This is a genomic window from Paenarthrobacter ureafaciens, assembly GCF_004028095.1.
GTDB lineage: Bacteria > Actinomycetota > Actinomycetes > Actinomycetales > Micrococcaceae > Arthrobacter > Arthrobacter ureafaciens.
In genome coordinates this window covers 870,765-883,409 of sequence record NZ_SBHM01000007.1, presented here as the reverse complement: position 1 = coordinate 883,409, position 12,645 = coordinate 870,765, and the positions used below count along the sequence as shown (strand labels likewise).

Here is a 12,645-nt window from a genome sequence, read left to right as displayed (position 1 = left end):
GAAAGAATCATGACCATCACGCAGAACGAGGCTGTCAACGACGTCGCCAAGCTCGAGCGCCTCAAGGTCCTCAACAACGGTGAGAAAGTGTCGCTGACCTTCTCCGACGCCGAGTTCGAGCGCCGTCTCGCCGGACTCCGCAGCATCATGGCAGAAAAGGACCTCGACGCCGTCGTCCTCACCAGCTACCACTCCATCAAGTACTACTCCGACTTCCTCTTCACCTACTTCGGCCGTTCTTACGGGATGGTGGTCACCAAGGATGACACCGTCACCATCACGGCAAATATCGACGCCGGCATGCCTTGGCGCCGCAGCTACGGCGAGAACCTCGTGTACACGGACTGGCGCCGCGACAACTACATCCACGCCATCCAGGAAGTCCTGCGCACCCGCGGCATCAAGCCGCGCCGCATCGGCGTCGAAGATGACTCCTTGCCGCTGGACAACCGCAACAAGATCCAGGCGGCGTTCGCCGATGCAACGCTGGTGGATGTTGCCCAGGCTGCGATGCGTCAGCGCATGATCAAGTCCACCGAGGAAATCGAGGTCATCAAGCACGGCGCCCGCATCGGCGACCTTGGCGGCGAGGCCATCCGCAACGCCATCACGGCCGGAATCACGGAGTACGAAGTCGCTTTGATCGGCACCGAAGCCATGGTCCACGAGATCGCCCGGACGTTCCCGAACTCCGAAATCCGCGATACGTGGGTGTGGTTCCAGTCCGGCATCAACACCGACGGCGCCCACAACTGGGCAACCACCCGCAAGATCCAGGAACACGACATCCTGTCCTTGAACTGCTTCCCGATGACCAGCGGCTACTACACGGCGCTTGAGCGGACCCTGTTCTACGGTGAGCCCGATGCCCGTTCGCTGGAGCTGTGGAACATCAACGTCGAGGTCCACAAGCGTGGCCTGGAACTCATCAAGCCCGGCGCCGTTTGCAAGGACATCGCTGCCGAACTGAACGAGATCTACGTCAGCCACGGACTCCTCGCGAACCGGACCTTCGGTTACGGTCACTCCTTCGGTGTGCTGAGCCACTACTACGGGCGTGAGGCCGGGCTGGAACTCCGTGAGGACATCGAGACTGTGCTGGAGCCGGGCATGGTGGTCTCGATGGAACCGATGATCACTGTGCTGGACGGCCAGCCCGGTGCCGGCGGTTACCGCGAGCACGACATCCTGGTTGTGGGCGAGGACGGCGCGGAGAACATCACCAAGTTCCCGTTCGGCCCCGAGTACAACATCATCGGAGCCTAGCGTGGTGCGGCCGGCGGACGCAGTGCACGGCGTCCGCCGGCCGTCCCGGCCCAGTGCCGGGCAAACCGGTACCGGTTCAACCGCTGCAGCGAAATATAGTGAGACCCATGACTCCCACCGAATCCACCGAGACTCCTGACGGCAGCAACACTAACGGCGACGGCAAAGGCACGTCGGTCATCGTTAACGCCATTGCCGTGCTGAAGAGTTTCAGCGCCGAGGAACCTTTGCTCGGAGTCACTGAGATTGCCGGCCGCGTCGGACTGCATAAGAGCACCGTTTCGCGGATACTGGCCACTTTGGAGCAAGAGGGTTTGGTAGAGCGCGACGTCGATTCGCGCAGGTTCCGCTTGGGGCTGGGAATGATCGCCATGGCGGGCCCCCTCCTGGCGGAACTCGAAGAGCGGCGCGTGGCCTATCCCGTCCTCCGCGAGTTGACCGAGCGGACAGGCGAGACCAGCGCACTCATGGTGTGGAACGGCGTCGAATCCATGTGCGTGGAGCAGATCCCGAGCCGGCACCAGGTGAAACACCTTGCCCCGCTGGGGGCGCGCTACAGCGAAGCGTTGAGTTCCTCGGTCCAGGTGTTCCTCGCCGCCGAGGACCAGGACCGCGTCCGGAGTCTTCTCCGCAGCGGTTCGGTCACACTGCCCAGCCTGGATGCCGACGCCGTTGAGTCGTACCTCCGGCGTCTGGAGGAAACATCGAAGCGCGGATGGGCCGTCAATTTTGGGGAAACCTCCATCGAGGAGGTTGGGGTTGCCTCGCCCGTTTACGATCACCGCGGCGACATCGTGGCTTCGGTGCTGATCCCGGCCCCGAAGTTCCGCGTCTCGCAGGACACCCTCAACAGTCTCGGAGAAGCCTGCGCGGATGCGGCGGCCAAGGTGACGTCGCGCCTGGGTGGGCGCCCTCCCGCCTGACGTGGCCCCAGGCCACCGTCGAGATGGCAAATGATGACAGTCCGAGGCCGCAACATACCTATTAACTGCCATCTCGGCGTGAGGGCCAACTACTTGACCTGCGCCGTTCTCCTTCCTAGGGTGTTGTGAGAAAACGTTTTCTTGCCCTTGCTTGTCCATGCCGGAGTGCCTCAGGCGCTCCCGGACTGGGTCACATTGTTGTGCCCAGGGAAGGATCATCCATGCAGAGAACCCACAAGAGAGAACGCCTGCGAAGGGTCGGCGTGGCCACCCTGGCTACAGCGCTGGGCCTGGCGTCGCTCAGTGCGCTGGGAAGTCCAGCCAGCGCCGTTCCCGCGAACGAGCCTGGTTCGGCGGACTCTCCGGCCTGCTCCAGCGCCAGTGTCCAGCTCATCGCCACAACCGGCAGCGCGCCGCAGAATCTCTGCGTCCCCGCCGAAGCCACGGAGCACAACAAGACCTTGCTCGTCTGGAACAAGCCAGGCGTATACGACGACGTGGTGGACTATCGCGTCTACATCAACGGCCAGCCGCTGGGCACGGCCGAGGAAAATGCGAAGACCCATTCTCCAGCACAGGAATACATTGATGCTTTCCGGGCTGCGGACCGGGACGGGTTCCATGCGAAAACCGTGGCCCACAACTTCACGGTGACTGGGCTGGCGCCACGGACCACCTACCAGTTCAGCGTCACCGGCATCAGGAAGGACGGAACCGAGACCCCTTCGAGTGGTCCGATCACGGTGACCACCACTCCCGAACGCCACCGCGTGAACATCGCGCACCCCGCCTACAAGGCCGTGGGTGACGGTCAGACCCTCAACACCAAGGCAATCCAGAAGGCAATCGATACCTGCCGGACCCCGGGCTGCACGGTGGTGGTTCCAGCGGGCACCTTTAAAACGGGTGCCCTGTTCCTGCATTCGGACATGACGCTGGAACTGGCAGAAGGCGCAAGGCTCTTGGGTTCGGACAGGCCGGAGGACTACCCGCTGGAAAAGGGCTATTACCTCTATCCCGTCCCCGACCCCGCTCCCGAAGAAACCGAATACCGGAACTTCCGCAGGCCGCCGTCGCTCCTTAACGTCCTGCCGGCAGACAATGGGCGTTCGGCAGAAGGCCGTGAGCCGGGAGCTGTCGCGAAGAACGTTCGCATTACCGGCAAGGGCGTCGTGGACGGCAACGGGTGGAAGCGGACCGCGGAGGGCTCCATCACGGACGAAGCGGGAAATGTGCTTCCGCAGTACGTTGCCAGTTCGGCCGGCAAGGTTCTGGATGACGGTCTCCTCGCCGCGGCCCAATTCCGCAATGCCAAGGAACACCCGGAGTTCCTGACGGGAGTGGTCAACAAGCCGGAAACGCTGGAGGATTCCGTGCTTTACGGCCAGTACCGCTCAAGCCTGATGACCTTCATGGGCGTGGAAGGCCTTTACCTTGAGGGAATCACGGCCGATAACCCGGCCTTCCACGGCGTGATGATCCTGGACAGCCAAAACACTACGGTGAACGGGATGCGCCACACGACGTACAACACCAACAACGGCGACGGTTTGGAATTCGGTGGCACCAGCAACGGCATGGTGCTCAACAACTTCTTCGACACCGGGGATGACCAGGTCAACTTTGCTGCCGGACAGGGAAAATACGGCGCACAAGGACGGCCCAGCGAGGACGTCTGGATCTTCAACAACTACATGCGCATGGGTCATGGCGGAGTTGCCGTAGGTTCCAACACGGCGGCGTGGGTTCAGCGCGTCCTTGCCGAGGATAACGTCATGTACAAGGTGGAGACCGGCGGACTGCGCATGAAGAGCACGTCGGACATGGCAGGCGGCGGACGGGATTTCCTGTTCCGTGATACGGCCATGGCCTGCATGGGGAGCAGCGCGTTCATCATGACGCTCAGCTACAACCAGTCGCCGTCGGGGTACGTCGCAGCAGATTCCGCGACTTTCAAAAACGTGAAGGTCAAGAATGTGTCTGTGGACGGCAACAACTCACCCACGTGCGGCATGGCCGTCTCCGACAGCAAGCCGGTGATCGACATCCAGGCGGGGCCTGCCCTGGGTGAAGGGACGGCCACGCTCAGCGGGTTCACCTTCCAGGATGTGGTGTTCCGGAACGTTAATCCCACCAACATCAAGGGCCTCACGGACTCCGCGTTCCACGGGGTGACGTTCCACAGCGTCCGGAACAACGCCAACCCCTGGCGCTTTGACGGCTACTCCACCGGGAACACGTTCACGAATGTGAGCCCGCCCGTCAAGTGATGCGGAGTTGGCACTTAGTGACACACAACAGGACGGCGGCCGCCCCGAAAAGGAAGCGGCCGCCGTCGTGATTGTTGCGGTATTGAGGAATGCGCTACATTGCCTTCCTTGAGGTGGTCTCATCCATAGCGTCCCTGCCCAGCCACGCGCCCAAGCCAATCATGGCCACGCCAAGCACAAAGTGCAGCCAGTTGTCGGCGGTGTTGAACGGAACAAAGTTGGCAGCGGTTTCCTGGTTGATGACCAGGCCGTAGATCCAAAGGACGATGTACACGGCACCGCCACCCAGGAGGAACAGGCGAGCCATGCGGCCTGTCCTCGCCATGGCCAGGCCGGCCGCGCCAAACAGCAAATGGACGATGTTATGGAGTATTGAAACTTGGAATATTCCAAACAACATGGCGCCTGATTCATGTCCGGCAAAGGTCATGGCGCCGTAATTGGTGGTGATTCCCGGGATGAACCCAAGAACGCCTACCAGCAGAAATACAATGCCAACGCCCAAGGCGGTGTTGTGGAGCGTTAAACCCATCGCATGGTGATGTGCTGGGTGCGAAGCGGTGGTCATAAGTCCTCCCTATTCACGCTGTTTTCCGGCTCTTCTCATGGAGAGCCGGCCCGCGGCAAGGGGTGTCGGAAAACCTTGCCGACGCCGCCATAATACTCCTGAAATGCCGCTGATAGCAGGGGAAAGGGCAGTTCAGCGCCGGTTAGCATTGGTTCATGACTCAAGGCCCCAACGGAGGATTTGTTTCGATTTTCCACGACACCCGTGACGTCACTCCATTCCGTGAGGGACACATCCGAACTCCCGTGCGCGGATTGACCGACGGGCTTGGCGGAGCCCTGTCCGGAGTGTTGATCGGCCGGAACGCAGCCAGGCTCTCGGTGAGCGGCGATGCGCCGCGGTTGAAGTTCCTGGCATCCAGGCAGTCGCGGCTGATGCACGACGCGGTTTTCGGCTCATCCGACCCGGACCGCCTGCTCTCCCTTGCCCGTGAGTTCCCGGGGTGGGCGGGTCTTTGCTATGTCATGTCCGGCTTGCTGGTTTACAAGCACGGTGGATACCTGCGGGCGTCGGAACTGCTGCAACGGGGCCTGGCAACAAGGATCGACGACGACGCCAGCCAGTTCTCTGCCCAGTACCTGGGGCGGGTGGTCGCCCGGGTTGAGGTTGCCGAACGCGTTGAAGTCCCGGTTTTGTTCAGCGAGGAATCGGTCTTCCTGGCCCTGTCCCATTGCCTGCGGGAGATGAGAATGATGGAGGCGGCACTCGAAGCGGTGGTGGGCCTGCCGCCGTCGTTGCCTTCTGCGCTGGCCCGCTGCACGGCGGCTTTTGCGCTGGGACGCTACCGCGACGTGGTGATCTGGACCAACGGCTTGCTGAATACTGATGACCTGTCTGCCGCGCTGTTGCTGATCCGCGCCCGGGCGCAGCGAGCCCGCGGAGACTTCGATTCCGCCCAAAACGCCCTCAAGGAGGTTCTGCGCCGCAAGAAGACCAGCTTGGCCCTCCGTAATGATGCCCTCACGGACAGGGCCCTGCTTGCGCTGGACCAAGGACGTTTCACGTTGACTCCGCGGTCCCGGCGGCCTGCGCCGCCGGCTGAGTTGGAGTCTTTGGAAGTCATCCGCAAAGACGCCGAGATGCGCCGGCTGTGGGAGAACGACTTCAGGCAGCTGGGCGGCGAATAAACACGGCGTCATTGGGTATGTGCGCTTGGACGAAGTGCTCGCAGCCTGAAAGCGGCTAGATGTGCGTGGCCACCAGCGGAATGATCTGTTCCGCCAACAGCACCACGCCCAACCCCACCATGATGATGCCGCTGGTGAGGGTCACAACCCGCGCAGCGCCGGGCCTCGAGGCAAGCAGTTTCCGTGAGGTCAGCGCCACGCCCGTGTAGACCAGCCCTGCCATCACCACGAACGTCATCCCCAGCAAGCCGGACTGCACGGGCACGGGAAGCGACGCGTCGGGACTGACGAACTGCGGAACCAGCGCAACGAAGAACAGCAGGCCCTTCGGGTTGATGCCGCTGGTTCCTACGCCCTGCAGGAAAGTGCGGAGCTGGTTTCCGGAATGTACGACGCCGGCATCCGCACTAAAGCTCGCACCTCGCCACGAGCGGATGGTTGAGGCGCCAAGCCACAGCAGGTAGGCGGCGCCGGCAACAGTGAGCCAACTCAGGAGGCCCGGAACGCCTGCCAAAAGTGCCGCCAGGCCAGCCGCCATGAGCAATGTGTGAATGACGTAGCCCCCGCAGAGCCCCGCTACGGCAGGGACGAAGCTGCGCTGCCGGAGGCCTGCCGAAATGGAATAGGCCCAATCCACGCCGGGGGTGCAAGCCAGGCTGACAGACACCAGCAGGAAGGCGAAGAACAGCTGCGGATTCAAGGTTCTCTCCAGGGTTTGTTGGTAGGAAAACTCTAGGGAAAATCGCTTGAGAAGTGCTCGCCAATTTCGCCCGGATCGCTGCCCTTCGGGTAAGATTTTTGCGTGATTGACGGAATCGACAGAAGTATTTTGCGGCACCTCAAAGAAGACGGAAGGATTACTGCCACCGCGCTGGCCTCCAAGGTCGGCCTGACTGTCGCTCCGTGCCACCGGAGGCTCCGCGACTTGGAGCAGTCCGGCGTGATCCGCGGTTACCGCGCAGACATCGACCCCGCCGCCGTCGGGCTTGGTTTTGAAGCGATTGTCTTCGTGACCCTCCGCCAGGCGGACAGGGCAACCATGGCGGCTTTCGAGGCCCGGGTGGCTGCCAGCCCCAACATTGTCGAAGCGCAACGACTGTTCGGTTCGCCCGATTACCTGCTGAAAGTCATTGCCGCGGACCTGCCCGCGTATCAGCGCTTCTACGACGACGAGTTGGCCGCACTTCCGGCGGTGGAGCGTTTGAACTCGACGTTGGTTATGAAGAACCTCAAAACGAACACGGGACCACCGGTCTGAGTCGGTCCTGGAGCGGGGCTATTCCTGGAGCAGGCCGGTGGTGCGGTAAGGGATCACTTCGCGGAGGAACATGCTGGTGGATGTCCTGACGATCCCGGGGCAGAGCCGGATCTCCTCGGAAACCCGGTAGAGATCGTCCGGGCTTTTCGCCACCACCCTGATGATGAGGTCGGTATCGCCGGCTGGAGCATGGCATTCCAGGACTTCCGGGATCTTCCGCAGGGCGGCGATGGCCTCGTTGAGGTGGCTTTGGTCCAGTTCGGCGCTGACTGCAGCGGCGACGCCCCTGCCGAGGGCGGAAGGAAGCACGCGGCTGCTGTTGGCGCGCAAGGCCCCGGCCGCCGTCATGCGTTCCAAACGGGTTTGAACCGTGCCCCGGGCAAGGTTCAGCTTCTGCGCCAGCACCATGATGGGCATGCGGGGATCATCGTCCAAGGCGGCGATGATCCGGCGGTCGGTGGCGTCGAGTTCCTGCAAAGTGACTACTCCTTGTCGGTTCTTCACGGTGATACTGGTCAGATCGACTAATCATCCTAGACTCTGTTGCACCAACTGTATGCTTCCTGCTGAAATTGTGACAACGAAGCGGAACGAGGCCATCGCCGGATCCCGCAGGCACCAGGCAGCCCGGTACACCACCCGGAATCCTGCGAAAGCATCCCGCAAGGAAGCAGCCGCTGATTGACTCTTGTTCACGCATTGTCATTCCGCACAACATGCCCGCATGGGCACCACAGTAAGAGCCCCTGAGCCACCGAATCGTTGCGGTAGCTGAGGGGCTCTTGTGTTGTCCGTGGCGCGCCTTGGCGGTGGTGGAGCCATCCTGGCCGAACCACGCCGCATAGGCTTGGACCATGACTTCCGCAGGACGCTTTGCCCCCAGCCCTTCCGGGGAACTCCACGTGGGCAACCTGCGGACCGCTATCCTCGCCTGGCTCTTCGCCAAGGGCAGCGGCCGGGACTTCCTGCTGCGCGTTGAGGACCTGGACAGGGCGCGCTCAGGCGCCGAGGCCGTGCAACTCCGCGACCTGGCGGCCGTGGGCGTGCGGTGGGACGCCGCCGTCGTGCGCCAAACCGACCGCGTGACGCTCTATGCGGACGCGATTGCGCAGTTGACGGCCCAAGACCGCACGTATGAGTGCTTCTGCACGCGGCGCGAAATCCAGGAAGCACCGTCGGCGCCGCACGCCCCGCAGGGCGCCTACCCGGGAACGTGCCGGCGGTTGTCGCACGCCGAACGGGAGATCCGGCGGGCCACCCGTCCCGCCGCCATCCGGCTCATGGCAGACGTCACCGAGTGTGCTGTGGAGGACCAGTTGCACGGCCAGTACCGGGGAGTCGTGGACGACTTTGTGTTGCGCCGCAACGACGGCGTCACGGCCTACAACCTCGCCGTGGTGGTGGACGATGCAGCCCAGGGCATCGACCAGGTGGTGCGCGGCGACGACCTCCTCCCTTCAACGCCCCGGCAGGCTTATTTGGCTACCCTCCTGGGCCTCCCGGTCCCCGAATACGCGCATGTTCCGTTGGTTGTTAATCACGACGGCGCCAGGCTGGCAAAGCGCGACGGTGCCGTCACGCTGGGGGACCTCGCCGCCGTCGGGGTTTCTGCCGATGCCGTGCGGGACCTTCTGCTGGGGTCGCTCGGATTGCCCGCGGGATCCTTGGAATCCGCCCTGCCTTTCTTTGAGCCGGCGAAGCTCCCGCGGGACCCGTGGGTGTGGAAAAACCCCGTGCCGGAGATGCCCGCCCGTTAGGCTGGCAGGATGCATTCACAGGTGATCGCCCCCGGATTCGAATACGTCGCAGAGCTCTTTGGCAGCTTCCTGGAACAGGATCCGGAGTACTCCGCGCAGGTCGCCGCCTACCATCGCGGCGTCAAGGTCCTTGACCTCAGCGGGGGACCGCACATCCGGGCCGATTCCGTGACCGGCGTCTTCTCCTGTTCCAAAGGCATGGGTGGCTTGGTGATGGCCCTGCTCGTCCAGGACGGTTTGCTGGACCTCGACGCTGAAGTGGTGAAGTACTGGCCGGAGTTCGGCGTCGAAGGCAAGGAAAGCGTCACTGTAGCGCAATTGCTTTCGCACCAGGCCGGGCTTTTGGGCGTGGAGGGCGGGCTGACCATGGAGGACGTCAACGACTCCGGGCTGGCCGCGGCAAAACTCGCCAAGCTGCCTCCCTTGTGGAAGCCGGGTGCGGCGTTCGGCTATCACGCACTGACAATCGGGGTCTTCATGGAGGAACTCTGCCGCAGGATCACCGGTTCCACCCTGCAGGCCATCTTCGAGGAGCGGATCAGGTCGGTTGCAGGCGCGCACTTCTACCTGGGCCTGCCCGCCGAAGAGGAAGGTCGGTTCGCGCCCTTCCGCTGGGCCTCCGACCCCTCAATGCCGTGGGTTGACCCGGCAAGCCACTTCGGGCTGACCGTCAACGCGACTGCCGGGGACCTCCTGGACCTGCCCAACATCCGGGAAGTCCGCGCGGCAGGACTGAGCTCCGCAGCAGGGGTTGCCAGCGCGGACGGAATGGCACGGATCTATGCGCTTGCGCTGACGGGCCTGTCTGGTTCCGCTGAGCCGGCTTCGGGCGGCGCTGATTCTACAGGCAGTGCTTCGGCCGTCCCGCCCCTGCTCACCGAGGAGACCATCCGGGCGGTGTCCGCCGAGCGGGTCTTCGGAATCGACCGGGTGTTTGGAGAGACAGGATGCTTTGGCACTGTATTCATGAAGTCGCACAACCGGATGCCTTTCGGCAGCCACCGTGCGTTCGGGCACGACGGTGCCAGTGCCTCCCTCGGATACGCAGATCCCGTGTACGAACTCGGCTTTGGCTACGTGCCCCAGCAGGCTGAACCAGGAGGTGTGGGCTGCCGGAACTTCCTGCTCAGCTCGGCGGTGCGGCAGGCTATCTCGGAGCTGTAGTCCTACCCCGTCAAGCCCGGCCCATACAAAGGATGAACACCATGACCATGACCTACAAGGGCACCACGGCCCTGATTACCGGTGCAAGCTCGGGGCTCGGTGCCGAATTCGCAACCCGCTTTGCGGCCCGAGGGGCCAACCTGGTCCTCGTTGCCCGGCGTGCTGATCGATTGGAAGAGCTGGCCAGGGAGCTGCGTGCCGAACACGGGGTCTCCGTCACGGTTCTGGCCATGGACCTGAGCAGGGCAGACGTGGGCCGCGAGCTGGCCGCCGCGCTGTCCACCCGAGGGATCGCGATTGACACCCTGATCAACAACGCAGGCTTTGGTACCCGGGGGCCGTTCGCCCAGGAGGATCCCGATGTTGTTTCCTCCGAAATCGCTGTAAACATCTCAGCCTTGGTGGACATCACCAGGGCATTTCTTCCTGGCATGCTGTCCTCCGCCAAAGGCGCGCTGGTGAACGTTGCCAGCACTGCGGCCTTCCAACCCGTCCCCGGCATGGCAGTCTATGGCGCCACCAAGGCCTTCGTCCTGAGTTTCACCGAGGCCATTGCCCATGAAACGAAGGGAACCGGACTCCGGGTCCTAAGTCTGTGCCCAGGAGCCACCCTTACCGAGTTTTTTGAGGTCCTGGGCAGCGAGTCGGCAGCAGTCGGAATCATGCAGACGCCTGAACAAGTGGTTGAAACCGCCCTCAAGGCACTGGGTGGGAAGGCCACTCCGGCCAGCGTGGTGTCAGGCCTGACCAACCGCATTGCCGCGGGGCTGGCCCAGCGCCTGCCCCGCGCCCTCACCGTGGCCATCGCCGCCCGCGCTGTGCAGGACTAGCCCTCCCGCTGTGCACCGCGGTAGTGCCGGGTTCGTGGGAATGCGTCAGGATCGCCGTTCCTCTACGCACGAAGGGGCAGGCTTCCAGCGAACTGGGCGCAGCGAACTCGGCGAACTGGGCCTGGCTAGACCCGCCCCAGCACGTCGATGTCCTCGAGGAACTCCCGGTACACCTCGTCGCTGACGGTGGTCCGGGTGTCGGCGATCGCGTCGAGGTAGTCCTGCGTGACGGGTCCCTTCCGGCCCTGTGAAGCAGTGCTGCCGTTCGAGGGCGAGCCGGCGGCAGCAGCGTCGTCGTACACGGCTTTTTCCAAGGCGCGCTGGGAGGCGCTGCGCGCAGCGAACTCGATGTCCGCGGGTGAGAAGCCCTCGGTTCGCTCAACCAACAGCGGAATATCCACGTTGTCCACCACAGTTGCCGGAATGAAACGCTGCCACATGGCTTCGCGGGCATGGACGTCCGGAAGGCCGATGGGGATGACGTAGTCGAAGCGGCCGTGACGTAGGAAAGCCGTGTCCAGGGCGCGGATGAAGTTGGTGGCGCAGACCAGGAGGCGGCCGGGCTGTTCGCGGAAGGCCGGGATGATCTTCAAGAGCTCGTTGGTGACGCCCTGCAACGGCGACGGCGGATCGCCGGCACGCTGGGAGGCGATTTCCTCCACTTCGTCGATGAAGACCACAGCGTGTTCCAGCTCTGCGATCTCAAGGAAGGTTTCCCGCAGCGCACCCGCCAGGCCCTTGGGGTCGGAGGCGAGCCGGGAAGGGAAGACCTCTACGAACGGCCACTCCAGCCGTGAGGCGATGGCCTTCGCAAATGTGGTCTTGCCGGTGCCGGGAGGGCCGAACAACACCACGGCGCGTGGGGGTACTACTCCGTATTCATCGGCGAGGTCGGCTTCGGCCAGCGGAAGGACGAGGCGGCGTTCCAGCAGTTCCTTCTCGCGCTTCATGCCCGCCACGTTTTCCCACAGATCCCGGGCCAGGATCCGGCCTCCGAGCAGGCTGAGCGGCTCCAATTCCTGCCGCTGGACGGGGATGGTCCGCTCGAAGTAGCGCAGGTTCTTCTTCACCACGAAGCCGCGGCCAAGGAACGCCTCCACCCGGGTTTCGGTTTCGGGCATGAGTGCCGAGAGCTTGTTCAGGCCGTGCGGTGCCATGCGGTTCTCGACGGCGGACAGCAACGAGGTGCCGATCCCGCGGCCGCGGAACTCCGGCAGGGTGGCGAGGAAGACGATCCAGCCTTGATCATGCGCGGCGCGTCCGACGGCGGCTCCCACCACTTCGTCGCCCTGCACGGCAACAACCGCGTGGTCCTTCTCGCAGGAGGCCAGTACTTCGGAGAGTGCGTATACCGGCTCGACGCCGTTGGCCTTCAGCGATTCCCACAAATGCAGGATGCCGTCCAGGTCCGAGGAGTGAAAATCCCTGATGCGCCAATTAGTCATGCCCGCTCCTGAGTCCTCATAGTGAGTCGCCATTGAA

At 63.4% G+C, this 12,645-nt stretch carries 12 protein-coding genes; 8 read left to right on the top strand and 4 right to left on the bottom strand.

Features of this window, described 5'->3' with window-relative positions; all coding sequences use genetic code 11:
- The first annotated feature begins 9 nt into the window (after positions 1-9).
- The 3 genes from AUR_RS08290 to AUR_RS08280 all read left to right on the top strand — a co-directional run bounded on the left by AUR_RS08290 (position 10) and on the right by AUR_RS08280 (position 4,459).
- Positions 10-1,266, top strand: a complete 1,257-nt coding sequence (locus tag AUR_RS08290) for an aminopeptidase P family protein (RefSeq protein WP_062098358.1) — start codon at positions 10-12, stop codon at positions 1,264-1,266.
- Positions 1,267-1,373: 107 nt separating this feature from the next.
- The gene (locus AUR_RS08285; protein ID WP_021473934.1) at positions 1,374-2,189 is read left to right on the top strand and encodes an IclR family transcriptional regulator; all 816 of its coding nucleotides are present in this window, start codon (positions 1,374-1,376) and stop codon (positions 2,187-2,189) included.
- 221 nt (positions 2,190-2,410) lie between these two features.
- Complete coding sequence (locus tag AUR_RS08280) at positions 2,411-4,459, top strand: glycosyl hydrolase family 28 protein (RefSeq protein ID WP_062098357.1); 2,049 nt, start codon at positions 2,411-2,413, stop codon at positions 4,457-4,459.
- Between the two features lie 94 nt (positions 4,460-4,553).
- On the opposite strand, the gene AUR_RS08275 is transcribed toward AUR_RS08280, so the two are convergent.
- Complete coding sequence (locus AUR_RS08275; RefSeq protein WP_021473937.1) at positions 4,554-5,027, bottom strand: DUF4383 domain-containing protein; 474 nt, start codon at positions 5,025-5,027, stop codon at positions 4,554-4,556.
- Between the two features lie 155 nt (positions 5,028-5,182).
- Here AUR_RS08275 and AUR_RS08270 point away from each other — a divergent pair, with 155 nt between their 5' ends.
- Complete coding sequence (locus AUR_RS08270) at positions 5,183-6,154, top strand: hypothetical protein (RefSeq protein ID WP_062098355.1); 972 nt, start codon at positions 5,183-5,185, stop codon at positions 6,152-6,154.
- 55 nt (positions 6,155-6,209) lie between these two features.
- Here AUR_RS08270 and AUR_RS08265 read toward each other — a convergent pair whose 3' ends face one another.
- Positions 6,210-6,854, bottom strand: a complete 645-nt coding sequence (locus AUR_RS08265; protein WP_021473939.1) for a LysE family translocator — start codon at positions 6,852-6,854, stop codon at positions 6,210-6,212.
- 102 nt (positions 6,855-6,956) lie between these two features.
- Here AUR_RS08265 and AUR_RS08260 point away from each other — a divergent pair, with 102 nt between their 5' ends.
- Entirely contained in the window at positions 6,957-7,412 is a 456-nt protein-coding gene (locus tag AUR_RS08260; protein ID WP_062098353.1) for an Lrp/AsnC family transcriptional regulator, read from the top strand.
- 18 nt (positions 7,413-7,430) lie between these two features.
- On the opposite strand, the gene AUR_RS08255 is transcribed toward AUR_RS08260, so the two are convergent.
- Positions 7,431-7,889 carry an Lrp/AsnC family transcriptional regulator gene (locus AUR_RS08255; RefSeq protein WP_031217015.1) on the bottom strand — a complete coding sequence of 153 codons (459 nt, stop codon included), beginning with the start codon at positions 7,887-7,889 and terminating at the stop codon, positions 7,431-7,433.
- 377 nt (positions 7,890-8,266) lie between these two features.
- On the opposite strand from AUR_RS08255, the gene gluQRS reads away from it, so the two are divergent.
- The 3 genes from gluQRS to AUR_RS08240 are packed head-to-tail and all read left to right on the top strand — an operon-like array spanning position 8,267 to position 11,163.
- On the top strand, positions 8,267-9,169 hold the full coding sequence (gene gluQRS, locus AUR_RS08250; RefSeq protein ID WP_062098351.1) for a tRNA glutamyl-Q(34) synthetase GluQRS: 903 nt from the start codon (positions 8,267-8,269) through the stop codon (positions 9,167-9,169).
- Between the two features lie 9 nt (positions 9,170-9,178).
- Positions 9,179-10,333, top strand: a complete 1,155-nt coding sequence (locus tag AUR_RS08245) for a serine hydrolase domain-containing protein (protein WP_062098349.1) — start codon at positions 9,179-9,181, stop codon at positions 10,331-10,333.
- A gap of 41 nt (positions 10,334-10,374) precedes the next feature.
- Entirely contained in the window at positions 10,375-11,163 is a 789-nt protein-coding gene (locus AUR_RS08240; RefSeq protein WP_021473945.1) for an SDR family NAD(P)-dependent oxidoreductase, read from the top strand.
- A 125-nt stretch (positions 11,164-11,288) separates the two neighbouring features.
- Here AUR_RS08240 and AUR_RS08235 read toward each other — a convergent pair whose 3' ends face one another.
- Entirely contained in the window at positions 11,289-12,608 is a 1,320-nt protein-coding gene (locus tag AUR_RS08235; RefSeq protein WP_062098347.1) for an ATP-binding protein, read from the bottom strand.
- Positions 12,609-12,645 lie beyond the last annotated feature (37 nt).

Coding starts and splice junctions, on each gene's coding strand:
- AUR_RS08285 (WP_021473934.1), top strand. CDS start 1,374: ATGACTCCCACCGAATCCACCGAGACTCCTGACGGCAGCAACACTAAC.
- AUR_RS08270 (WP_062098355.1), top strand. CDS start 5,183: ATGACTCAAGGCCCCAACGGAGGATTTGTTTCGATTTTCCACGACACC.
- AUR_RS08290 (WP_062098358.1), top strand. CDS start 10: ATGACCATCACGCAGAACGAGGCTGTCAACGACGTCGCCAAGCTCGAG.
- AUR_RS08275 (WP_021473937.1), bottom strand. CDS start 5,027: ATGACCACCGCTTCGCACCCAGCACATCACCATGCGATGGGTTTAACG.
- AUR_RS08280 (WP_062098357.1), top strand. CDS start 2,411: ATGCAGAGAACCCACAAGAGAGAACGCCTGCGAAGGGTCGGCGTGGCC.
- gluQRS (WP_062098351.1), top strand. CDS start 8,267: ATGACTTCCGCAGGACGCTTTGCCCCCAGCCCTTCCGGGGAACTCCAC.
- AUR_RS08245 (WP_062098349.1), top strand. CDS start 9,179: ATGCATTCACAGGTGATCGCCCCCGGATTCGAATACGTCGCAGAGCTC.
- AUR_RS08235 (WP_062098347.1), bottom strand. CDS start 12,608: ATGACTAATTGGCGCATCAGGGATTTTCACTCCTCGGACCTGGACGGC.
- AUR_RS08240 (WP_021473945.1), top strand. CDS start 10,375: ATGACCATGACCTACAAGGGCACCACGGCCCTGATTACCGGTGCAAGC.